This is a genomic window from Enterococcus sp. 125944, from assembly GCF_051909435.1.
GTDB lineage: Bacteria > Bacillota > Bacilli > Lactobacillales > Enterococcaceae > Enterococcus_D > Enterococcus_D gallinarum.
In genome coordinates this window covers 126,510-148,186 of sequence record NZ_JBQASY010000003.1, presented here as the reverse complement: position 1 = coordinate 148,186, position 21,677 = coordinate 126,510, and the positions used below count along the sequence as shown (strand labels likewise).

The following is a 21,677-nucleotide window of genomic DNA, read 5'->3' as shown; positions in this document are numbered from 1 at the left end:
GGCAGCAACACCGAAATAATCGACCTACTGTTCGTAATGATAAAAATCATGGTCGTGGTAATAAGTTTGGTTTCTCTTTCGTTCTGCTTGGCGGAATTTCTTTTCATCCCATAGCATGAACCACAGCATCATCAAAGGGCAAAAAATCAGAACTGCACTGAGTACGCCAAAATAACCAATAATGATCCCTGTTAACAACACCCACAAAATAAAACCAAATCGACGAACTGCTTTCATTATTTTCACTCCTTATAAAAATGCGAACTTATGTTTGTAAAACTATTATACGAATGTTTGTTCGGTTTGTAAAGAGGAAATAAAAAAAATCTTCGAAGGTTCGAAGATTTAAGGAATCGATTAAAGTAAGTGACGGTAGAGACCAACGACTAAGCCTAAAATCGTTACATCTGGCAAGATGATAGGTTCTAGGTAATCATTTTCCGGTTGCAAACGGATGTGATCCTGTTCTTTGAAAAATCTCTTACAGGTGGCTTCATCTTCATCCGTCATTGCAATGACAATGTCCCCGTTTTGAGCACTTTGCTGTTTGCGAACGATGACTTGATCACCGTCTAAGATTCCAGCGTTGATCATACTTTCACCGCGAATCGTCAACATGAACAAACTGCCGGTGCTATTTGCTAAATCAGGCGGTATCGGGAAAAAATCGGAGGCGTCTTCTACAGCTAAGATCGGTTCACCAGCCGTAACGACTCCTAGCATTGGGATCGAGTTTGGCTGCACATCGATTTTTTCTAATCCGGAGGAAGTCAATTCAATCGCTCTTGGTTTTGTTGGGTCGCGTAAAATCAAGCCTTTTTTTTCAAGCCTGGATAAATGTCCGTGGACGGTAGAAGTAGAGGATAGCTGAACGGCTTCGCCAATTTCGCGAACAGTCGGCGGATAGCCTTTTTCAGTGACTCGTGTATGAATAAACTTAAGAATCTCGATTTGTCGATTTTCTGTTCGTTTTGCCAAAACTGACACCTTCTTTCATTTGATAGTCTTAGTGTACCATAGGAGAAACGACAATTCAAACAAATGTTCGCTTTTTGTTACTATTGTTTTTTTGTCAGGTTTTGTATAAGATAAAGTAGTGAAAAGGAGGTGTCGAAATGTTATCCAAAGAAAAATTAGCCCGCATTAATGAGCTAGCCAAAAAGAAAAAAGTGCAAGGTCTATCTGCTGATGAAACGATCGAACAGCAAAAGCTTCGCGAAGAATATTTACAAGCTTTTCGTGGAGGAATGCGACACCACATTGAAGGAATGAAAATCGTCGATCCTGAAGGACAAGATGTCACTCCAGACAAATTAAAAGAAATTCAAAAGAAAAAAGGATTGCATGGCAGATAAAGATGAATTCCTTTTCATTCCTATTGAAATCCTGAAAGAAATCCCGTATAATATGAGATGTAATAAAGGTAAAAAAAACCTAAATTAGGAGGAATTACCATTGTTTGATAAAATCGATCAATTAGGTGTCAACACCCTTCGTACATTGAGTATCGAAGCCGTACAAAAAGCAAATTCAGGTCATCCCGGTCTGCCAATGGGGGCAGCGCCAATGGCGTATGCCTTGTGGACCAAGCATTTGAAAGTTAATCCGACCACTTCTAGAAACTGGATCGACCGCGACCGGTTCGTCTTGTCTGCTGGACATGGTTCTGCTTTGCTTTACAGCTTACTGCATGTTTCAGGGTATCAAGTAACCACGGAAGACTTGAAAAATTTCCGTCAGTGGGGCAGCCGCACACCAGGACACCCAGAAGTTGGGCATACGGATGGTGTGGAAGCAACGACTGGTCCATTAGGACAAGGAATCGCAATGGCCGTCGGGATGGCGATGGCGGAAAAACATCTAGCGGCGACATACAACAGGGATGAATACAATGTGATCGACCACTATACGTATGCATTATGTGGCGACGGCGACTTGATGGAAGGTGTGTCTCAAGAGGCAGCTTCAATGGCTGGTCATATGAAGCTGGACAAATTGATCGTTTTATATGATTCCAATGATATCTCATTAGATGGCCCTACTTCAAAAGCATTCACAGAAAATGTTGGTGCCCGTTTTGAAGCTTACGGTTGGCAACATTTGTTGGTCAAAGACGGCAATGACTTAGAGGCAATCTCACAAGCCATTGAAGCAGCTAAAGCTGAAACAGAGAAACCAACATTGATCGAAATCAAAACAGTCATCGGTTACGGTGCCCCAAATCAAGGAACCTCTGCTGTCCATGGTGCTCCATTAGGTGCGGAAGGTATTTCAGCCGCTAAAGCAATCTATGGCTGGGAGTATCCTGAATTCACCGTGCCAGAAGAAGTAGCGGCTCGTTTCAAAGAAACGATGATCGATGAAGGCCAAAAAGCCGAAGCGGAGTGGAACGAGAAATTCGCTGCTTACAAAGCGGCTTATCCAGAATTAGCTGCACAGTTCGAACAAGCAGTGGCTGGCGAACTACCAGCAGATTGGGATGCAGAACTGCCAACTTATGAAGTAGGCAGCTCACAAGCGAGTCGTGTTTCCAGTAAAGAAATGATCCAAGCCCTTTCAAAAGCTATCCCAAGCCTATGGGGAGGATCGGCCGATCTATCCGGATCCAATAATACGATGGTCGCAGCGGAAAAAGATTTTGAACCTGGTCAATATGAAGGCCGCAACATTTGGTTCGGTGTGCGGGAGTTTGCGATGGCCGCAGCCATGAACGGGATCCAACTTCATGGCGGTACACGCGTGTATGGCGGGACATTCTTCGTCTTTGTGGATTACTTGCGTCCAGCAGTTCGCTTGTCGGCTCTCCAACATGCGCCAGTTATCTATGTTCTGACCCATGATTCTGTGGCTGTTGGTGAAGACGGACCGACCCACGAACCAATTGAACAATTGGCGAGTGTACGCTGCATGCCAAACGTGCAAGTGATCCGACCAGCAGATGGTAACGAAACTCGGGCAGCTTGGAAGATCGCCTTGCAAACGACGAATAAACCAACGGTCTTAGTGTTGAGCCGTCAAAACCTGCCAGTGTTAGCAGGGACGCTAAGTGGTGTCGAAGAAAACGTGGCTAAAGGTGGCTATGTTCTTTCAAAACAAACCGGTGAGACACCAGAAGGCATCTTGATCGCTACTGGTTCAGAAGTGAATCTAGCGGTAGAAGCGCAAGCCAAACTAGCAGAAGCTGGGGTGGATGTGTCTGTCGTATCGCTGCCAAGCTTTGATTTGTTTGAAGCACAGTCGGAAGAGTACAAGGAGAGTGTCTTGCCGAAAGCCGTGAAAAAACGGGTTGCCATCGAAGCAGCTTCCCCATTTGGTTGGGATCGTTACCTAGGCTGCAAAGGCAAAGTCATCGCCATTGATCATTTTGGCGCTTCTGCTCCAGGAAACAAAGTATTGGAAGAGTTCGGCTTTACAGTCGAAAATGTGGTTGCCACTTTCCAATCGATCAAATAAGCGTAAGAAACAAGCGAAATCGCAGCTGATTTCGCTTGTTTTTTTTAAAGTCTTTTCGTTTTTAGGTAGAACAAGATGTTTTTGCGAAAAGACTTTTAAAAAACTATTGAGTTGCTTAAGTTGCACAGAAAAAATTTTTTCCGTATAATGTCTATATTGTTGAATAGTATTGGGACGATGGAGGAAAAGAATGAAAAATTATCAAACCCGCAGTGAAAGACATATCCGCCAACAAAAAGCAGTGATGCCACGACCAAGTAAACGAGCAGTGGTTTCTTTTATTGGGGCTGGATTAGCATTGTCACCAGCGGTGGTCACGCTACTTCCGGAACAGGTCCAAGCAAGTGAATATCAGGCCACTAGTCAAGGAATCGCTAGTTTTATCGAACAGATTGGTTGGTCAGCACAAGACGTTGCGGCCAATAATGATCTTTATGCATCGGTGATGATCGCGCAAGCCATTTTGGAAAGTGGCTATGGCTCATCTACATTATCCAATGCGCCTTACTACAATCTTTTTGGGGTCAAAGGATCATATAACGGGCAATCTGTCTATTTGCCTACAGATGAGTATATCAATGGACAATGGGTCGTAATGAATGAACCATTCCGCCAATATAATTCCTACTGGGAGTCTTTTCAAGATCACGCCAACGTTTTAAGAAGTACAAGCTTCACTTCAGGTAAAGCACATTATAGTGGGGTCTGGAAAAGTCAAACGACTTCTTTTTACGATGCGACCAGCTATCTGACAGGACGCTATGCCACTGATCCAGGTTACGCACAAAAATTAAACTGGCTGATTGAAACGTATCAACTAACTCGTTTTGATACACCAAGTACTGGTGCCACAACGACTTCTGTAACGACAACGACAACGCAATCCACATCGACGACAACAACGACACAAAGTACGGGACAAAGTTATGTCGTAGCATCTGGCGACAGTCTTTGGGATATTGCTTCACGTTTTGGAACAACGGTGGATCAAATCATGGCTGCCAATGGATTAAGCAGTGACTTGATCGTCGTAGGACAGGAATTGATCGTTTGATTTTCGCTATTTATTAGCTAAACGCCAAATGAAATTTCACAAAAACTTTTGTTTTTGTTCTCTTTTAGTAACTAAAAGAAGCAAAGCAAAAGTTTTTTTCTTTGTGAAAAAAACATAAATATTTGGAAAACGCTAACTTTTTGTTCGCAAGTCTGCCGTTTTTTGGGTAGAATAGGAATATGAACTGGAGGGATTGCAAATGACAAAGATTTATCAATCTGTTACCGAGCTAGTTGGGCATACGCCCATCGTCAAATTAAACAAGGTGGTGGGAGAGGATTCCGCTGATGTCTACGTAAAACTTGAGTTTTATAATCCAGGGAGCAGCGTGAAGGACCGAATCGCTTTGGCCATGATCGAAAAAGCCGAAAAAGACGGCTCTTTGAAAGCAGGCAATACGATCGTGGAACCAACTTCCGGTAATACTGGGATCGGCTTGGCGATGATCGGTGCAGCGAAAGGGTACCGAGTGGTCATCGTGATGCCTGAGACCATGAGTATCGAACGGCGCAAGCTGATGCAAGCCTATGGTGCTGAATTGATTTTGACACCAGGCTCAGAAGGAATCACAGGTTCAATCAATAAAGCCAAAGAATTGGCTGAACAAGAGGGCTATTTTATGCCGCTGCAATTTGAAAATCCGGCAAATCCCGAGATTCACGAGAAAACAACTGGGAAAGAAATAGAGAATGCCTTTGAATCAAAAGGATTAGATGCCTTTGTCGCTGGTATCGGTACAGGCGGCACGATCACTGGTGCGGGTCGAGAATTAAAACGAGTGTATCCAGACTTAAAAATCTATGGCGTTGAACCGGCAGAATCGGCTATCTTAGAAGGCGGACAACCTGGTCCTCACAAAATCCAAGGAATTGGAACCGGCTTTGTACCTAAAGTTCTTGATACAGAGATCTTTGATCAAGCAATTGCCGTATCAAGTGAAGATGCGATGGCAACAGCAAGAGAAGTGGGCCGTAAAGAGGGCTTGCTCGTAGGTATTTCTTCTGGAGCAGCGATCCATGCAGCACTCAAAGTTGCCAAAGAACTGGGAAAAGGCAAAAAAGTCTTAGCGATCGTCCCGGACAATGGAGAACGCTATCTATCGACTGCTTTATATCAAGTGGAAGAATAACAAGGAAAGCGGGCATTGGCAGAATGCCTGCTTTTTCTCCCCTTTTCTTAAGGACTGTGGAATTTTTCGTGTTTGTTTTGTGGTTGATTAAGAATTTTTAGAGAAAGCTGTTTGAATTTTTACCATCTACATAGTATGATATTACAGATAAGAGAATTGGAGGAACTCCTGTGAACACGATATATGATGAGGCAATCAAACAATTAAAACAAGAAAATATCCGTATCACTCCACAAAGGGTTGCGATACTTGAGTTTTTGGCTAGCCACGCATCACATCCTACCGCAGAAGAAATTTACCGAGCGATCGAAGTCCACTTTCCCGGTATTAGTGTAGCGACAGTCTACAATAATCTGCGACTGTTTACGGAGATCGGTTTTGTGAAAGAAATGAACTACGGCGATGCATCCAGTCGCTTTGACTTTACGACAGAGCCGCATTATCATGCAATTTGTCAACGTTGCGGCAAGATTTCTGATTTTTACTATCCTGGATTGGAAGATGTCGAAATGGCCGCTTCCCAACTGACCGGATATAAAATCCAAAGCCATCGCTTAGAAGTATATGGATTGTGTCCAGAGTGTAAAGGAGAAGAGGAATGAAAATTATTTCAACGGATAAAGCACCGCAAGCAATTGGTCCTTATGTACAAGCAAGGATTGCTAATGGTTTCTTGTTTGCTTCCGGACAAGTGCCGTTAGATCCTGTTACAGGAGAAGTTGTGGGAGCAACTATCGAAGTTCAGACGCAGCAAGTTCTCAAAAATATCGAGGCAATTTTAACTGCCGCCGGTATTACACCAGATGAAATCGTCAAAACAACATGTTTCTTAAAAAACATGGATGATTTTGTTCCATTCAATAATACATACAGCACACTTTTTCATGAACATTTGCCTGCACGTTCAGCAGTTGAAGTGGCCCGTTTACCAAAGGATGTATTGGTGGAAGTAGAGATCATTGCTGTGGTGGCACAATAAAGGAGTCAATGGGACGGTCGTATATATGCGCAGTCCCATTTTTGTTGAGAATGGATTTTATTCTTGATGATGCCAAAATAAAATTGAAAATGGTTTTTATGTAACGATGGGAAAAGAGGACAATAAGATGATTTCTTTACAAGAATATTTAGCCCAGGGGCAAACAACTGTCTCCAATCTGCTTTTGGAAAACTATCATAGCCTTGGTTTAACCAATGATGAATTTGTATTATGGCTTCAGTTGTATCGTTATCACGAACAAGGCAATGATTTTCCTGATTTAGCGATGATTGCTAAAGGGATGGGAAGTGAGCAAAAAGAAATCTATAAATGGTTGAATGAGCTATTGAATAAACAGATCATCGCGATCGAATCCAAGAAAGATTCAGCAGGGAAGATGGTGGATTACTATGAGTTTTCTGGAATCTATGAACGACTGGAAGTTTGTTTGCGGCAAAAAAATCAGCAGGAGGAAAAGCAGAGCTATGATTCAAAAGTACGTTCGCTTTATCAAATGTTTGAGTCCGAATTTGGCCGTCCGCTTTCAGCAATCGAATACCAGCGAATTTCACAATGGCTGGAAGAAGATAAATACCAGCCGGATTTGATTCAATTTGCGTTACGTGAGGCGGTTTTGAATCAAGCTTACAGTTTGAATTATATTGATCGCATTTTACTTTCTTGGGAACGGAAAAATATTACCTCGAAAGAACAAGTAGAAGAAGAACAAAAACGCCGTAAAAAACAGTTTATGCAGAAAGAAAATTTGGAACAAACGAATGGACCCGTTCCTAAGATTCCTATGCATAATTGGTTAGAAGGGGAATAAAGGAGAGTTGTCATGATCAGTAAAGCAAAAACTATGATCGCATTGGAACAAATGTACCAAATGTTCCCCGACGCTCACGGAGAACTGATTTCCAAAAATCCGTTTGAACTGTTGATTGCTGTGATTTTAAGTGCTCAGGCTACGGATGTGTCAGTCAATAAAGTGACCCCCACACTATTTGCTGCCTATCCGACACCTGAGGCCTTGGCAGCAGCCCCTGTTGAGGAAATCATTGAGAAAATACGGACGATCGGTCTTTATCGCAACAAAGCAAAAAATATCAAGGCTTGTGCGTCCCAGCTTATCGAACGATTCAATGGCCAAGTACCTAGAACCCGCGAGGAATTAGTGTCATTACCGGGGGTCGGAAGAAAAACAGCCAACGTTGTTTTAGGTGATGCGTTTGGTATTCCGGCAATCGCTGTGGATACCCACGTCGAACGAGTAACCAAGCGCTTACGGATTTGCCGATTAGATGCGAATGTCTTAGAAGTAGAACAAACATTGATGAAAAAAGTGCCAGAAGATCTTTGGGTCAAAACACATCACACACTGATTTTCTTTGGACGATACCATTGCACAGCTAGAGCGCCAAAATGTGAAGTTTGCCCATTATTGACAATGTGCCAAGAAGGACAACTGCGGATGCGCGCAAAAAAAGTTCAGCTACCTCAATGAGAGGCGGCTGAACATTTTTTTATTCAGGATTTGTTTCATTTGTCCCTGGAGTAGTCGACGAAGATGATGGCGTCGAGCTTGACTCCGAAGAAGACGATGGTGTGCTTTCACTTTCTGACGGTGGCGGTGTAGATTGTGAGCTTTCAGAAGAAGATTCAACTGGTGGAATCGATTCTTCCGTTGAACTGCTAGATTCAACGATTTCAGAACTGCTTTCTGGTGTTGATTCAGGAAGCGAAGAAGAGCTGATCGTTGATCTTGTGCTAGAACTTGGTTGCTGGTAAGTCCCTTTGATGTAAAGCTCATTGCCGATCCGGGTCAAATCTGCGGGCATTTTCCAGTCGCGGTTCTCAACAGAGGCTGAGACAAATTGCATCAATTCCCGATAAACATCTGAGGCAACATGAGTACTGCTGTCTGTGATCGGCGTCATTTTATCATTATATCCTGTCCAAACAGCTAAAGAAAAGGATGGGGTATAACCTGCAAACGTGATATCCGGGTAAGCACCGTTTGACGTATCCAATTGAGCCAATTGATTGTCATCATAATTGGAAGTCCCAGTTTTCCCAGCTTGGTAAAGTCCATCGATTTGGGCATTGGTTCCTGTTCCGACAGAAATCACGTCTTTCAGAATATCGGTGACCATATAGGCTGTCGTATCATCCATCGCTTTTTGACCTTCCACTTTGAAGGAGTCTTCATCAACTGTTCCATCTTGCGAAACGATCTTATTGACATATTGCGGCTCGTAATAGGTTCCGCCATTTGAAAAGGCAGCATAAGCAGCAGCCATTTTCAAGCTAGAGATCCCATACTTGGTGCCATCGATTTCTGATGTGTTGCTGGAAATTGCATTGGACTGTTCAATGTTTTTGTATTCAATACCTAGGCCTTTCAAGAAGGAAGAAATATTGTCAGCACCTACTTCTTCAAAAAGCTTTGCTGCTGGAACATTTCTCGATTGAGCCAGTGCTGTCCGCAAAGTGATATTTCCCATATATTGTCGATCCCAGTTGTAGATTGGTGTGTTCGTCCCCACATAATTATAGGGTTCGTCCAAAATCATGCGGCCTGTTGAATTTTGTAAAAATTGGAAGGCTGGACCATAGTCTGTCAGGGGTTTAACGGTTGAGCCAAAGTCACGAGTGACGTTGACTGCTAAATTATTACCTAAGACAACATCGTCTTCCACATGACGAGCACCGATTTGCGCGACAACTTTACCACTATTAACATCTACCAGAGTAGCGGCTACTTGCATTTTATCATCTGGGAAATTGATGTATTCGTCACTATTAACGATGTCATACAATCGTTTTTGGGTATTGACATCAAGATTCGTATAGATGTCCAATCCATCCGTATAGACATCTTTGCCGGTTTTTGCTTTTACTTCATCAATCACTTCTTTAAAGTAATTGTCATAATATTTCCATTCGTTATTTCGTTGCGGATTTTTTTGCAATCCTTCTGAAATATCTTCGGCTTTGGCTGCTTCATATTCGTCTTTAGTGATTTTTTCATTCTCATACATGGTTAACAGAACAAGATCTCGTCGCTGTTTAGCTTTATCTGGGTGAGCATATGGATCATAAGCAGAAGGGGCGTTTGGCAATCCAGCGATTAATGCTGTTTGAGCCAAATCTAGTTGATCCAATGTCTTGTTATAGAACTTCATGGCAGCTGTCTGCATCCCATAGACACCGTTAGACATGTACACTTTATTGATATAGTAGGTCAAGATTTCTTGTTTGGATTTTGTTTGTTCCAGTCTGACGGCCATCCAAGCTTCTTGCGCTTTTCTTCGCAACGTCTGATCTTCTGCACTAGTAGAGAAGAAGGATAATTTGATCAATTGCTGTGTTAGGGTGCTCCCACCTTGCATGCCACCAGTCGTCACGTTCGACAATGCCGATCCAATGATACGGATAGGGTCTACTCCAATGTGTTGATAGAAACGACGATCCTCTACAGATACAATCGCATCTTCCAATTGCTGCGGAATTTCATTCGCAGTGATTTTTTCACGGGTCTCGCTACCAAAATCGAGGATCAGATCTCCATTGGAGGCGTAGAACCTGGAGGAAGCAGCAGAATCGAGCTGTTTCTCATCTAATGGTGGTGCATCTTTAGCGTACCACCAAAAAAGTCCCATCCCTGATAAGAGACCGAGACATCCTAAAAAGAAGAGCCCCATAAAGGTACGAAGTAAAATACTGCCAATCGTTCGTTTTCCTTTCGGCTTTTTTTGTTTGGGGCCTTTATATGCAGCCGCCGCTTTCTTAGAATCATGTCGAGAAGCTCTCGATTGCGATTCTTTCGCCATACTAATCATTCTCCTTCATTGACAAAAATTGATCTACTGCTTTTAAATAAGGAATACGCGGAGCGATTCCTGGGATGATCTCAATGCCGTTTTTCTCTATATAGGCAAGAGGCAGCGATTTTTTACCTGTTGTTTTTTGTTGATGCCACTCTGTGATCAAGTTGCTGCTCGTCAAAAAAAAGCAGCGTTGCAAGCTTGAGAACCATAACAAGACAAAGCAGACTCCTTGCTGCGTCAGACAGTTTTCCATATGCTGAATCTGATGCTCATGAAAATTTTTGAAGGGGAAAGAGGTTTTATTCTGTGTCTCTTTGGCTTCAAAATCCAAGTAATATCCGCGATAAACACCATTATAGTCCGTGGTAGAGGCTTCTCGGAAGTAAGCTTCTTTAATCACAGCTGCACTGCGGCGGGGATAATCCACCTTAACGATCTGAACAGGTGTAGGTTTTTTATGAATGACTGCTGCTTGACGATTCAAATAATAGGCATTGCTTTGATTGATTGCTTCTTCAAAACGCATTCCGCGGTTCGCGAAAGTTTTTGGCCGAGCTATTTTTTCTTGCAATTTTTGTTTTTTACCGCCATCATAAGCAGAAGACTGACCGTTAGGGTATCGAATGACCATGTTATTCACACTCCTAGGCATCATTATACCAAAAAGACGTTTGGAAAGAAAAGAGATGACTGCTTAAACAATGAAAACCTTATATTTTACTGGCTACCGCAGCTTTGAACTTGGTGTATTTCAAGAAAAAGATCCCAAAATCAAAATTATTAAGAAAGTAATAAAAATGTCTTTGCTTTCTTACATTGAACAAGGACTGGAATGGGTGCTGATCAGTGGCAATCTAGGAGCAGAAATGTGGTGTGCAGAAGTGGTGGAGCTTTTGCAAAAAGACTATCCAGAAATCAAACTAGGGATCATTTATCCGTTTCAAGGATTTGGTGAAAACTGGAATGAAGCGAACCAGCAAATGTTGCAACGAGTGCAAATGAGCGCTGATTATGTGAATGCCACTAGCCATCAACCCTACAAAGAACCAAGCCAATTAAGAAATCATACCCAGTTTCTATTGGAACACACAGATGGTGCGTTGCTGCTTTATGATGAAGAATTCCCTGGAAAAACCAGCTTTTTTTTGAAAGATGCGAAGAAATATCGGGAGGATCATCCTTACGAGATCGATCAAATTACAATGGATGATCTGCAAAACGCAACATTTGATAGTAATTTACTTTGATTTCTGAGAGTTTTTTGATAGAATGGTCTAGAAAGTGAAAATCATTTGGAAAAATCAATGAGGTGTAAATAATGGCAAATCTAATTTTTAGTCCCAAGGATATTCTTCAACAAGAATTTAAAACAAAAATGCGCGGCTATGATCCAGTGGAAGTCGATGAATTTTTAGACAATATCATCAAAGACTACGAGAGCTACAACAAAGAGATTTTAGCATTGCAAGAAGAAAACGATCGTTTGAATGCAAAAATCGATCAACTTTCTAAGAACCAAGCGATTGCATCACGGGTCCAACAAGAAGCGCCAAAAAGTCAAACAGTGACAAATTTTGATATTTTGAAACGTTTGTCTAATTTGGAAAAAGAAGTTTTTGGCAAAAAATTGGATCAAGAAGAACCAGTTACACGTTCCTCTTCATACAACAGCAACTACACAAATGCTGATTTTGAAGACGATAACGAAAAAACACGTCAATTCTAATCAATTTGATTGCTGTGGTTTTCGGGTAATTGCGGCATAACTTTGATTATGCTGAGGAAAGTCCATGCTCGCACAAGCTGAGATGCTTGTAGTGATCGTGCCTAGCGAAACAATAAGCTAGGGTACTTGAAAGAGTAACGGCAGGAAAAATGGCTAAGGCGCGAGCTATGCCAAAGTATCCTTGAAAGTGCCACAGTGACGAAGCAAGACGGGAAATCGTCTTGGTGGAACGCGGTAAACCCCTCGAGCGAGCAACCCAAACAATGGTAGGGGCGCTTTTTGCACGGAAATGAACGGAGCAAAAAGGCAAGTAATTGCAGATAGATAATTACCCAACGTTTTCTTCTCCCTGAGGAAGACGTGGACAGAACATGGCTTATAGAAAATCACAGCAGATCAGGGAATCCTTCCAGCAACGGAAGGTTTTTTTATATCAAGAAGGAGAAATCTATGACAGAAAAAGTATTTGATTGTGTCGCAACCGCTGCTAGTGGGTTAGAAGCGCTAGTTGGTAAGGAGTTGCGAGATTTAGGCATTGAATGCCAAGTAGAAAATGGACGGGCTCGTTTCAAAGGAACGTTGGAGACCATTGCAACCGCCAATCTCTGGTTACGCACAGCTGACCGCATTAAGATTGTGGTGGGGGAATTTGATGTATACACCTTTGATGAATTATTTGAGCAAGTCAAAGCATTACCTTGGGAAGACTTTCTGCCGCTAGACGCAGAGTTTCCTGTGGCAGGTAAATCGATCAAATCGAAGTTATTCAGTGTGCCTGATTGTCAGGCAATCACAAAAAAAGCGATCGTTAATCGATTACGGGAAGTTTATCATCGCCCTGCAAGTGTTCCTTTAACTGAAAGTGGTGCTTTCTTTCAGTTGGAAGTTGCTTTGTTGAAAGATCATGCCATGATCACACTCGATACGACAGGACCGAGTTTGTTCAAACGTGGCTATCGACTAGAAAAAGGGGGCGCACCCTTAAAAGAAAATATGGCTGCAGCATTAGTCATGTTGACCAACTGGCGCAAAGACCGACCGTTTGTTGATCCTGTATGCGGTTCCGGTACACTGTGCATCGAAGCAGCACTGATCGGACATAATATTGCCCCTGGATTCAATCGCTCCTTTGTCTGTGAGACATGGGATTGGGTTCCAGCTGAAGTATTTGAGACTGTAAGAGCTCAGGCAGACGAAGCAGCCGATTACGATAGCCAACTGGACATTATGGGCTCAGATATCAATGGACGGATGATCGAAATCGCCAAAGCAAACGCGGAAGAGATTGGTCTAGGTGATTCCATCACCTTCAAACAACAAGCAGTCAAAGATTTTAAAACAGACAAAGAATACGGCGTGATCGTTGCCAACCCACCATATGGGGAACGTTTAGGAGAAGAAGAGACGGTACAGCGCTTGTACCGTGAAATGGGCGAAGTCTTTCGGCCATTAAAAACTTGGAGCAAATACATTTTGACCAGTGACCTTACATTTGAGACCCACTATGGTGAAAAAGCAACCAAGAAACGCAAACTATATAATGGTGCGTTGCGTACGGATTTCTTCCAGTATTGGGGCAGTCGCCCACCGCGTAAAAAGGAGACGGTTGAATGAAAGAACAAGAATTTCTAAAAGAATTAAAAGAGCTCGATTTGCTGTCACAAGCAATGGGAATCCTTGGTTGGGATACTCAGACGGGAATGCCTGAAAAGGCCAGCGAATATCGCAGTGAAGTTGACAGCTACTTGTATGGCTTGTATTTCGAAAAGAAAGTCGGACCAACGATCCAAGAAGCCATTACTTATTTTGGTCAGCACCCTGATGAATTATCTGAAGTTGGTCAAGCAGCTTATCAGCTGGTGAAAGAAGAATATGAGCTCCAAAAAAATGTTCCTAATGAATTAGCGATCGCAGCTTCTGCTGCTACTTCTAGAGCTCATACTGCTTGGACGCAAGCCCGCAAAGCGAAAGATTTCTCTTTATTCAAGGAAGCATTAGCTGAGAATATCCGTTTGACAAAAGAGCTGATCCCTTATTGGAAAAAAGAGGAACGGACAAATTATGATGTTCTTTTGAATCAATATGAACCGAACATGACCGTTGAAATCTTGGATAATGTGTTTTCACAAGTTCGTGATGGAATCATGGATATTCGTCGCCAGTTAGAAAAAGGTACTCCACCAGATACAACGATCTTATCTCGTAAAATGACAGAGGCGCAACAGCGGAAATTCATCTCGAAAGTCATCACAGACTTAGGGTATGATTTTTCTCGCGGGCGGTTGGACAATACGGTGCATCCTTTTGCGACCGGCATTAACCACAATGATGTTCGCTTGACGACTCGTTGGAATGAAGAAGATTTTTCGATGGGAATATTCGGCGTGATTCATGAAGCAGGCCACGGCATGTATGAACAAAACATTGATGAAAAATTTGAAGGAACGCCGGTCCACGAAGGAGCATCCATGGGAATCCATGAATCGCAATCTTTATTCAATGAGATCATTATCGGTAGCAATCGTAATTTTTGGGAGAAACAATACCCTTATTTTCAAGAGTGTGCAGAAGGAACTTTCGATGATGTTTCCTTTGAGACTTTCTACAATGCATTAAAATTTACCCAAGCAAGTTTGATTCGGATCGAAGCAGATAGCCTGACGTATGTTTTGCATATCATTATCCGTTACGAGATTGAGAAGATGATTTTCAATGAAGAAGTGAATGTGGAAGATCTGCCAACTATTTGGAATGATAAATATGAAGAATACTTAGGCGTACGTCCGCAAAATGATTTAGAAGGTATCTTGCAAGACGTTCATTGGTCAGGGTCAAGTTTTGGCTATTTCCCATCATACGCGTTAGGATACATGTATGCGGCACAGCTTTTTCATGCAATGGAAAAAGAGATCGATGTCGATGCTGTATTGGCTTCTGATGATTATTCAGAGATCCGCCAATGGTTGACCACGCACATTCATCAATACGGGGCTTCTAAAAAACCAAATCAATTGATTCTGGATGCGACAGGAGAACTGTTAAATCCGCAATATTTATTGGATTATCTGCGGAAGGTTTATTTTTCTGTTTATCAAATCCGCTAATGAGCAAGCCTTTCGTTCACTCGAAAGGCTTCTTCTCATCTTTAAAAAAACGCACGGCAAACTAGGTAGCTAGACGATAGTCTTTATTGACTTTAGGTTCTGATACTTTGATGGAATCGGACGATTGAATCAGAATGCTAGCAATAGAAACAAGATAAAAAAGACAGGAGTTTCAAAAAATGGCTGATATAGCACCAATTTATGAATATGCCAAATTGATTTTGGGAACTGATCACACAGGGCATGGCTTTGATCATGTCAAGAGAGTAGCCGCAATGGCTAAACAGATCATTGCCGAAGATCAACTGCAAGTAGATGATTACGTTGTGGAAGCAGCGGCATTTTTGCACGATACCATTGATGATAAGGTGGTGAAAGATGTGGTGAAAGCCAAAGAAGAAGTGCAGCAATGCCTTCTCGCTGCTGGAGCCACAGCAGAACAAATCAGTCATATATTTACAATCATTGAGAATCTCTCTTTCTCAAAAGAGTTATTGGCAGGGGCACAAGTCTCCTCTTTAGAAGGACAAATCGTGAAAGATGCGGATCGCTTAGATGCATTGGGCGCAATTGGTATTTTGCGTACTAGTTACTTTGGCGGTGCACATCAGCATCCGATCCATGAATCAGAGCGAGCGCCGAAAACGTTCACAAACCACGCTGACTATCGAAAAGGGACCACCGTGATCAATCATTTCTATGAAAAGTTGTTTTTATTGCCTGAAAAAATGCACACACACTTTGGCAAACAAGAAGCGCTGCGGCGTAAAGACTTTATGACAACCTTTTTAACTGAATTTTATAGAGAATGGGATGTTTAGTAATTTTTAATCTTCAGTTCGATTCCTTTGTGTTTCCTCTGTATTTATCTATAATTATAAATAAGGGGAGGGATGGATATGTATTACAAACAAGCGCTGAAACCGAATGAATTATTACCTGCACTTTCTGATTCTGGGGAATGTTTTTTTATCATTCGAGCAGCATTACCCATCCGGAATTATCAAGTTGCCATTTACCGGTACGATGATGAGTATTTTTTATTGCAAGATGAACGTTTATTTAATCAGATCTCTAGTATTTCCAGGGAACGGCAAGGAGATGAAGAACAGATTCTGCCATTCATCGAAGAAGCATTAGAAGACAATCACTATTTTCTAGTGGAAAAAGAGTTTATCCGCTTGGATTTATTGACGCTACAAAAAATGACAACCATTCAATCGTTTGAAATATTGTTTTACGAATTCTTTGATTTTTGAGGTGATGGGTGATGAAAAAAACGGAATACCTAACCATTGAGGATGCAACACTCGCTGATTTATTTCTTGATCTGGGTGATAAGTACAGCAACCTCGAATTGATTGACGAAGAAAAAGATTTGGATGTGGTCGTTTTGTCAAATAGCGACTGGCAATATCTTTTGGAACAACTGGATGATGAAGTCAAGGAGCAATTTCTTGCACAGGCCGAGACTGATTTTCTAGACGAGGAGTAAGAATAGAGGGGCAAATGCCCAATGAATGTATGTAGGTTAAAGAAAAACAGAAGAACACAAAACAAAAAAATATCCGAACGATAGTCGATGAAGAATGCGATGCGCTTAACTTAAGTCCGCATGCATGTAAGTACGCTTGATCATTCAGCTATCGTTCGGATAATTGTTTTGTTTGACGGATTCATTTGTTTTTCAGAGCGCCTGTCAGTCAACATTTGAATAAAGTGAAACTGTATCTTTTTCATTTGGATTGGAGACGTACTTTTTTGATTTTAGCACAACCCCGAAAAATATTGCGGATCACTAACAAGAGACCGATCAGCAACGGAATAGCTAATAAGTAGAGGGAATAGCCATGGACCTGCTCTACCGCAGTAGCATTGGTTTTATTTACTTCTGTCAGCGCCTGTTGGATCACTTGGAAACTGAATACACTCATAAATCCAGCAATGATAAAGAGTACAAACCCTAAATAAGGAATATGAGAAGAACGGCGAAAAAGCGCAAAGCCGATATAGAGCAATAAAAGAAAAAATGGCACACCAAAAGCAAAATAAGGATTCAACATGTTTTTTAACCTCCTTTTATTTATCATACTCCAAAATTTACGTTTTGGGAATTACAGTGTAAGATTAAAAGGAAATAGATTTTTAGGAGGATGTTATGTCAGCTTATCTTATGCCAATCAAGGTTGCATTACTGTTATTTCCATTCTTGGCACTTGCAATCTCGTCGATATTTTTTGTGCGCCAATACCGTAAATTTGGCCGATTTATTTTTTCACGAGCAATTGTACTTTATTCATTTGTTTTTTATCTGCTTTGTGCCTATTTCTTGGTCATTTTGCCGTTGCCGAGTATTGAAGAAGTCGCTCAAATGACCGGTCCCAAAATGGAGTGGCAGTTAGGTGCTTCCTGGCAGCATTTTTTGCAGCAAACGGTGTTACAAATCAATGATCCCACTACGTATCTTCCGGCTTTGAAGCAAAACGTAGTCTTAGAGCCATTATTCAATCTTTTTTTGACACTGCCTTTTGGTGTCTATATGCGCTACTACTTTAAATTGTCTTTTCCGAAGACGATTGTGGCAACCTTTGGCTTATCACTGTTCTTTGAATTGACTCAGTTAACTGGATTATACTTTATTTATCCGCGCCCTTATCGGTTGTTTGACGTCAATGATTTATTTGTCAATACCCTTGGCGGGACCATTGGCTTTTTGGTGACGCCATTGTTTACCTTCCTGTTGCCTACCCGTGAAGAGATGGATGCCGAATCTTATGCCAAAGATAATCGAGTGACGTTTACTCGCCGATTTGTTGCTTGGCTGATCGATTGGGGAATATTGAATTTATTCGCTTGGATGCTTATGATTCTGTTAAGAGTGACTGTGAATAAAGAAATCGATGACTTTACGAATGATTATTGGTATTTTTTACTAGAAGTAGTTCTTTACTTTATTCTTTTGAATTATATTCTCAATGGACAAACGCTAGGAAAAAAACTTGTTCGCATTCGAGTGATGGAGGAAAACCATTCCCGTGTCAGTTTCAGAGCAATTTTTAAGCGTTATGGATTGCTCTATCTGATCTATGTTAGTGCGACACGCATCAATGTGTTGTTTACGCCTTTTATTCAATCTACTAATCAAATGCTCGTCCTAGTGAGTTTGTTGGTTGTGTTGATTTTTGGTTTGATCCAACTTGGATTTTATTGCAACATCCTTTGGGCAGCATTCAAAAAACAACCGCGATTCTTTTACGAAAAAAGAACGGCTACTTATGTAGTAAGCACGATCCAGCGAAACAAGGTTAGGAATTGAGCTGGAAATATGCTATAATCCAAAAGATGTCAATAGAAAGAAGGTGTTTGAATGTCTTTTGAGTCATTTAAATTTCAACCATTTATTTACGAAGCGTTAGCGGAGAAGAAATTTACTTCACCAACAGAAGTTCAAGAAAAATTAATTCCTGTGATCCAAAAAGGTCGCAGTGTCGTGGGACAATCCCAAACTGGAAGTGGGAAGACGCATACATTTTTGCTTCCTTTGATGGATCAAATCGATCCGCAAAAAGATGAAGTGCAAGTCGTGATCACTGCACCGAGTCGTGAATTAGCCACGCAGATTTATCAAGCGGCAAAACAACTAGCAGAATTTCAGCAACCAGAGATTCGTGTGACCAACTTTGTAGGCGGCACGGATAAACAACGACAAATGGACCGTTTGCAAAACCAGCAGCCGCAGCTTGTTATCGGGACACCGGGACGAATTCTAGATATGATCAATGAACAAGCACTGGCTGTGCATACGGCACAAGCCTTTGTCATTGATGAAGCAGATATGACATTAGATATGGGCTTTTTGGAAGAAGTGGACCAAATTGCTAGTCGATTGCCGGAAAAACTGCAAATGTTAGTTTTCTCTGCAACGATTCCAGAAAAGCTGCGTCCATTTTTGAAAAAATATCTCGAAAATCCATTGATCGAAGAAATTCGTCCGAAAGCAGTCATCTCTGAATCCATTGAAAATTGGTTGATCTCAACTAAAGGAAAAGATAAGAATCAATTGGTTTATCAACTACTAACGACGGGACATCCTTATTTGGCGATTGTTTTTGCCAATACCAAATCCCGAGTGGATGAATTAACCGACTATCTGAAAGAAAAAGGGCTGAAAGTAGCCAAGATCCATGGCGATATCACACCGCGAGAACGCAAACGTGTGATGCGTCAGGTTCAAAATTTAGAGTATCAATATGTAGTCGCAACTGATTTAGCTGCTCGCGGGATTGACATCGAGGGGGTTTCGCATGTAATCAATGCTGAGATTCCGGCGGATTTGGATTTCTTTATTCATCGTGTGGGACGTACTGGACGTAATCAGTTAGCTGGAACAGCGATCACTTTGTATGATCCTAGTGACGAACAAGCCATTCAAGCAATCGAAGATTTAGGTGTAAAATTCCAACCAAAAGAAATCAAAAACGGGGAGATCGTTGCAACATATGATCGGAATCGACGACAAAAACGTGAAAAATCAAGAGACGAATTAGACCCAACATTGATTGGGTTGGTCAAGAAGAAAAAGAAAAAAATCAAGCCTGGCTACAAGAAGAAAATTCAGTGGGCTGTTGATAAGAAAAACAAAGAGAAACGAAAGATCGAACGTCGTCAGTCGAATCGCTCTGCTCGCAAGAATAAAAAAAATTCCAGTATCTAATTTAGGGAACACCCATCGGCCAGGCAATGGCTATTGGGTGTTCCTTCGTTTTAGCAAAGATTTTTTCCCATTTTTACACAGAGGATTCCATCTTCTTCAAAAGGAGGAGAGAGGATCTCATAGCCGCATTTTTGATAAAAGCCGATTGCTGCAATTTCAGAAGACAAAACCGACCAGCAAAAGCCATCGGTGATCGCTTTTTGCTCATAGGCCGCTAACAACTGCCGTCCTATCCCTTGCTTTCGATAGTTTTTAGCCACGCAAAAGCGATCGGGCTGAATCGTTTGCGAATCCAACGATTGATAGCGAATAGTGGCAATTGGTACTTGGCCTTCTGCCAGTAGAAAATAATGGCAGAACTGATCTTTTTGATCAAATTCTAATTCAGGAGCGATTCCTTGTTCGTCGACAAAGACAAATCTTCTAAGTGCAAAAACAGCCTGCTGAATCCAGTCCTCCCGCCCAAAATAAAGCTGCATCATTTTTCCTCCCAATTCATGGTATACTCAATCTATATTGATTGTAGCAGATGAAAGGGGAAAGCTCGTGGATTTTTTCGAAGCATTGCAATGGACGAATTGGAAAAATTTGACTGCTGAAGTCAAAAGCCAAGTGTTTCAGCAAGTAGTCATGTACTTTGTCAGCCCATTGAAAGAAATTACAGATGTTCATTTTATTAAAACAAGCTATGCAGGAATCAAGTGTGAGACCTTTGAATTAACGATTGATGAGGAACCCTTCGTCTTTGTGCCTGGAAATTCTGAAACAATTCTAGGCTGGGACTTGGGCATTCAGGGATTGCTGATAACCTGCTGGTCCAAAATGTGGCAAGAAACTCTTAATCCATCGCTGAGCCGCTTGATCGAAGGCTATGGATTGTCAAACGCTGAGGAGTGGGGAGATTTTGTCAATGAGTCGACGAGCCCATTACGCAAAGCAGCCATTCCACCTATGTTGGTGCAAAAAATGGCGCTGCCGGCGGGTACTCGTTTGATTGGAGAACTAGATACAGTCACGGGAGAATTCCATGGTCATGTTGATCAATTTGAAACTTTTGGTTCCGAGATACGGCAGGCATTTCAGCAGCCGCGAAGTTTTGAAGAAAGTTTGCAGTGGGAAATGCCAAGAACAATCAGTGCCGAAAATCAGTACTTTGCGGAACTGCATCCAGTGTCTGGTAATTATCATGTATACACCCACCAACGAATGACCCAAAATGACTTGCAGCACTGGCTGGGACAGCAGGGATATGATTTGATGAATGAAGAACAGTGGGAATATGCAGTGGGCGCCGGGACCCGTCGTTTATTTCGTTGGGGCAATGAAAAACCCTGTGAGGATGGTGTCAAATTGACCAAAAAAGCATTGGCTGAGCCGAACATGTTTGGCTTGATTTATCCGTATGCCAATGGATGGGAGCTAACTGACAGTTCATTTCTAAAGATGGAAGATTGGCCAGAGTGCGGCAATCCATTACTGGATACATTGCCCTATGCTAGTTATTATCGGTCACGCAAAATGTTGCAAGCAAACCAGCAGTTGGACCCTGAAAAATACCGCTACCGAAAAGCAGTTATTATTGATCGAGAACGGATTTGAGGATTGACTTTTTGTGAACATTTCCTTATACTTTTAAAGACGAAGGACATGGTTGATTTGTTCATTCTTTACAGAAAGTTTTTCAA

Annotated in this window: 24 protein-coding genes and 1 other RNA gene; 19 read left to right on the top strand and 6 right to left on the bottom strand. The window is 41.8% G+C overall.

All coding sequences use genetic code 11. From position 1 onward, the window contains the following. Window positions 1-24: 24 nt before the first annotated feature. Window positions 25-237, bottom strand: coding sequence for a hypothetical protein (locus tag ACTFWY_RS04465; protein WP_003126653.1), 213 nt, complete (start codon window positions 235-237; stop codon window positions 25-27). Between the two features lie 120 nt (window positions 238-357). Then, window positions 358-987: a transcriptional repressor LexA gene (lexA, locus tag ACTFWY_RS04460; protein ID WP_086269194.1), complete on the bottom strand. Its 630-nt coding sequence runs from the start codon at window positions 985-987 to the stop codon at window positions 358-360. A 128-nt stretch (window positions 988-1,115) separates the two neighbouring features. On the opposite strand from lexA, the gene ACTFWY_RS04455 reads away from it, so the two are divergent. The 8 genes from ACTFWY_RS04455 (at window position 1,116) to nth (ending at window position 8,122) form a co-directional block, all read left to right on the top strand. Further along, a complete protein-coding gene (locus ACTFWY_RS04455; RefSeq protein WP_003126651.1) occupies window positions 1,116-1,355 on the top strand; it encodes a DUF896 family protein in 240 nt (79 codons plus the stop codon). A gap of 100 nt (window positions 1,356-1,455) precedes the next feature. Then, the gene (gene tkt, locus ACTFWY_RS04450) at window positions 1,456-3,453 is read left to right on the top strand and encodes a transketolase (protein ID WP_003126650.1); all 1,998 of its coding nucleotides are present in this window, start codon (window positions 1,456-1,458) and stop codon (window positions 3,451-3,453) included. 190 nt (window positions 3,454-3,643) lie between these two features. Further along, complete coding sequence (locus tag ACTFWY_RS04445) at window positions 3,644-4,507, top strand: glucosaminidase domain-containing protein (RefSeq protein WP_060814319.1); 864 nt, start codon at window positions 3,644-3,646, stop codon at window positions 4,505-4,507. A 199-nt stretch (window positions 4,508-4,706) separates the two neighbouring features. Then, entirely contained in the window at window positions 4,707-5,636 is a 930-nt protein-coding gene (gene cysK / locus ACTFWY_RS04440; RefSeq protein WP_003126647.1) for a cysteine synthase A, read from the top strand. Window positions 5,637-5,806: 170 nt separating this feature from the next. Beyond that, window positions 5,807-6,238, top strand: a complete 432-nt coding sequence (locus ACTFWY_RS04435) for a Fur family transcriptional regulator (RefSeq protein ID WP_060814318.1) — start codon at window positions 5,807-5,809, stop codon at window positions 6,236-6,238. Beyond that, complete coding sequence (locus ACTFWY_RS04430) at window positions 6,235-6,615, top strand: RidA family protein (RefSeq protein WP_003126645.1); 381 nt, start codon at window positions 6,235-6,237, stop codon at window positions 6,613-6,615. The genes ACTFWY_RS04435 and ACTFWY_RS04430 overlap by 4 nt, the downstream gene beginning before the upstream one ends. A 127-nt stretch (window positions 6,616-6,742) precedes the next feature. Further along, window positions 6,743-7,444 (top strand): DnaD domain protein, encoded by a 702-nt coding sequence (locus ACTFWY_RS04425; protein ID WP_003126644.1) that lies wholly within the window; start codon window positions 6,743-6,745, stop codon window positions 7,442-7,444. A 12-nt stretch (window positions 7,445-7,456) separates the two neighbouring features. Beyond that, window positions 7,457-8,122: an endonuclease III gene (gene nth / locus ACTFWY_RS04420; protein WP_156247528.1), complete on the top strand. Its 666-nt coding sequence runs from the start codon at window positions 7,457-7,459 to the stop codon at window positions 8,120-8,122. A gap of 19 nt (window positions 8,123-8,141) precedes the next feature. On the opposite strand, the gene ACTFWY_RS04415 is transcribed toward nth, so the two are convergent. Both ACTFWY_RS04415 and recU read right to left on the bottom strand, forming a co-directional pair. Continuing rightward, window positions 8,142-10,451, bottom strand: a complete 2,310-nt coding sequence (locus ACTFWY_RS04415) for a PBP1A family penicillin-binding protein (protein WP_029486830.1) — start codon at window positions 10,449-10,451, stop codon at window positions 8,142-8,144. 1 nt (window position 10,452) lies between these two features. Next, a complete protein-coding gene (recU, locus tag ACTFWY_RS04410; RefSeq protein ID WP_005473207.1) occupies window positions 10,453-11,079 on the bottom strand; it encodes a Holliday junction resolvase RecU in 627 nt (208 codons plus the stop codon). A 70-nt stretch (window positions 11,080-11,149) separates the two neighbouring features. Between recU and ACTFWY_RS04405 the strand changes: the two genes are divergently transcribed. From ACTFWY_RS04405 to ACTFWY_RS04370, 8 genes are all read left to right on the top strand, one after another. After that, the gene (locus ACTFWY_RS04405) at window positions 11,150-11,695 is read left to right on the top strand and encodes a DUF1273 domain-containing protein (protein ID WP_060814316.1); all 546 of its coding nucleotides are present in this window, start codon (window positions 11,150-11,152) and stop codon (window positions 11,693-11,695) included. 71 nt (window positions 11,696-11,766) lie between these two features. Beyond that, on the top strand, window positions 11,767-12,174 hold the full coding sequence (gene gpsB / locus ACTFWY_RS04400; protein ID WP_029486829.1) for a cell division regulator GpsB: 408 nt from the start codon (window positions 11,767-11,769) through the stop codon (window positions 12,172-12,174). Window positions 12,175-12,191: 17 nt separating this feature from the next. Next, window positions 12,192-12,558, top strand: an RNA gene (gene rnpB / locus ACTFWY_RS04395) — RNase P RNA component class B. A gap of 66 nt (window positions 12,559-12,624) precedes the next feature. Then, window positions 12,625-13,788, top strand: a complete 1,164-nt coding sequence (locus ACTFWY_RS04390) for a THUMP domain-containing class I SAM-dependent RNA methyltransferase (protein WP_003126638.1) — start codon at window positions 12,625-12,627, stop codon at window positions 13,786-13,788. Continuing rightward, window positions 13,785-15,278: a carboxypeptidase M32 gene (locus ACTFWY_RS04385; RefSeq protein ID WP_103300887.1), complete on the top strand. Its 1,494-nt coding sequence runs from the start codon at window positions 13,785-13,787 to the stop codon at window positions 15,276-15,278. The genes ACTFWY_RS04390 and ACTFWY_RS04385 overlap by 4 nt, the downstream gene beginning before the upstream one ends. Before the next feature lie 179 nt (window positions 15,279-15,457). Then, window positions 15,458-16,099: an HD domain-containing protein gene (locus ACTFWY_RS04380; protein ID WP_029486827.1), complete on the top strand. Its 642-nt coding sequence runs from the start codon at window positions 15,458-15,460 to the stop codon at window positions 16,097-16,099. 72 nt (window positions 16,100-16,171) lie between these two features. Beyond that, window positions 16,172-16,537 (top strand): hypothetical protein, encoded by a 366-nt coding sequence (locus ACTFWY_RS04375; protein ID WP_050801524.1) that lies wholly within the window; start codon window positions 16,172-16,174, stop codon window positions 16,535-16,537. Window positions 16,538-16,548: 11 nt separating this feature from the next. After that, window positions 16,549-16,773, top strand: a complete 225-nt coding sequence (locus tag ACTFWY_RS04370; RefSeq protein ID WP_113849716.1) for a hypothetical protein — start codon at window positions 16,549-16,551, stop codon at window positions 16,771-16,773. Between the two features lie 241 nt (window positions 16,774-17,014). On the opposite strand, the gene ACTFWY_RS04365 is transcribed toward ACTFWY_RS04370, so the two are convergent. After that, entirely contained in the window at window positions 17,015-17,341 is a 327-nt protein-coding gene (locus ACTFWY_RS04365) for a hypothetical protein (protein WP_439926605.1), read from the bottom strand. A 95-nt stretch (window positions 17,342-17,436) separates the two neighbouring features. On the opposite strand from ACTFWY_RS04365, the gene ACTFWY_RS04360 reads away from it, so the two are divergent. Both ACTFWY_RS04360 and ACTFWY_RS04355 read left to right on the top strand, forming a co-directional pair. Then, window positions 17,437-18,594: a VanZ family protein gene (locus tag ACTFWY_RS04360; protein WP_003126631.1), complete on the top strand. Its 1,158-nt coding sequence runs from the start codon at window positions 17,437-17,439 to the stop codon at window positions 18,592-18,594. Between the two features lie 51 nt (window positions 18,595-18,645). Then, window positions 18,646-19,992, top strand: a complete 1,347-nt coding sequence (locus ACTFWY_RS04355) for a DEAD/DEAH box helicase (RefSeq protein WP_060814311.1) — start codon at window positions 18,646-18,648, stop codon at window positions 19,990-19,992. Window positions 19,993-20,042: 50 nt separating this feature from the next. Here ACTFWY_RS04355 and ACTFWY_RS04350 read toward each other — a convergent pair whose 3' ends face one another. Continuing rightward, a complete protein-coding gene (locus ACTFWY_RS04350; protein ID WP_113849714.1) occupies window positions 20,043-20,474 on the bottom strand; it encodes a GNAT family N-acetyltransferase in 432 nt (143 codons plus the stop codon). Window positions 20,475-20,538: 64 nt separating this feature from the next. On the opposite strand from ACTFWY_RS04350, the gene ACTFWY_RS04345 reads away from it, so the two are divergent. Further along, window positions 20,539-21,591: a DUF7278 family profilin-like fold-containing protein gene (locus tag ACTFWY_RS04345; RefSeq protein WP_311811067.1), complete on the top strand. Its 1,053-nt coding sequence runs from the start codon at window positions 20,539-20,541 to the stop codon at window positions 21,589-21,591. Window positions 21,592-21,677 lie beyond the last annotated feature (86 nt).

Excerpts from the sequence above, each read along its gene's own strand:
- ACTFWY_RS04465 (WP_003126653.1), bottom strand. The coding sequence starts at position 237 with ATGAAAGCAGTTCGTCGATTTGGTTTTATTTTGTGGGTGTTGTTAACA.
- ACTFWY_RS04455 (WP_003126651.1), top strand. The coding sequence starts at position 1,116 with ATGTTATCCAAAGAAAAATTAGCCCGCATTAATGAGCTAGCCAAAAAG.
- ACTFWY_RS04445 (WP_060814319.1), top strand. The coding sequence starts at position 3,644 with ATGAAAAATTATCAAACCCGCAGTGAAAGACATATCCGCCAACAAAAA.
- cysK (WP_003126647.1), top strand. The coding sequence starts at position 4,707 with ATGACAAAGATTTATCAATCTGTTACCGAGCTAGTTGGGCATACGCCC.
- ACTFWY_RS04430 (WP_003126645.1), top strand. The coding sequence starts at position 6,235 with ATGAAAATTATTTCAACGGATAAAGCACCGCAAGCAATTGGTCCTTAT.
- ACTFWY_RS04425 (WP_003126644.1), top strand. The coding sequence starts at position 6,743 with ATGATTTCTTTACAAGAATATTTAGCCCAGGGGCAAACAACTGTCTCC.
- nth (WP_156247528.1), top strand. The coding sequence starts at position 7,457 with ATGATCAGTAAAGCAAAAACTATGATCGCATTGGAACAAATGTACCAA.
- ACTFWY_RS04415 (WP_029486830.1), bottom strand. The coding sequence starts at position 10,451 with ATGGCGAAAGAATCGCAATCGAGAGCTTCTCGACATGATTCTAAGAAA.
- recU (WP_005473207.1), bottom strand. The coding sequence starts at position 11,079 with ATGGTCATTCGATACCCTAACGGTCAGTCTTCTGCTTATGATGGCGGT.
- ACTFWY_RS04405 (WP_060814316.1), top strand. The coding sequence starts at position 11,150 with ATGAAAACCTTATATTTTACTGGCTACCGCAGCTTTGAACTTGGTGTA.
- gpsB (WP_029486829.1), top strand. The coding sequence starts at position 11,767 with ATGGCAAATCTAATTTTTAGTCCCAAGGATATTCTTCAACAAGAATTT.
- ACTFWY_RS04390 (WP_003126638.1), top strand. The coding sequence starts at position 12,625 with ATGACAGAAAAAGTATTTGATTGTGTCGCAACCGCTGCTAGTGGGTTA.
- ACTFWY_RS04385 (WP_103300887.1), top strand. The coding sequence starts at position 13,785 with ATGAAAGAACAAGAATTTCTAAAAGAATTAAAAGAGCTCGATTTGCTG.
- ACTFWY_RS04380 (WP_029486827.1), top strand. The coding sequence starts at position 15,458 with ATGGCTGATATAGCACCAATTTATGAATATGCCAAATTGATTTTGGGA.
- ACTFWY_RS04375 (WP_050801524.1), top strand. The coding sequence starts at position 16,172 with ATGGATATGTATTACAAACAAGCGCTGAAACCGAATGAATTATTACCT.
- ACTFWY_RS04370 (WP_113849716.1), top strand. The coding sequence starts at position 16,549 with ATGAAAAAAACGGAATACCTAACCATTGAGGATGCAACACTCGCTGAT.
- ACTFWY_RS04365 (WP_439926605.1), bottom strand. The coding sequence starts at position 17,341 with ATGTTGAATCCTTATTTTGCTTTTGGTGTGCCATTTTTTCTTTTATTG.
- ACTFWY_RS04360 (WP_003126631.1), top strand. The coding sequence starts at position 17,437 with ATGTCAGCTTATCTTATGCCAATCAAGGTTGCATTACTGTTATTTCCA.
- ACTFWY_RS04355 (WP_060814311.1), top strand. The coding sequence starts at position 18,646 with ATGTCTTTTGAGTCATTTAAATTTCAACCATTTATTTACGAAGCGTTA.
- ACTFWY_RS04350 (WP_113849714.1), bottom strand. The coding sequence starts at position 20,474 with ATGATGCAGCTTTATTTTGGGCGGGAGGACTGGATTCAGCAGGCTGTT.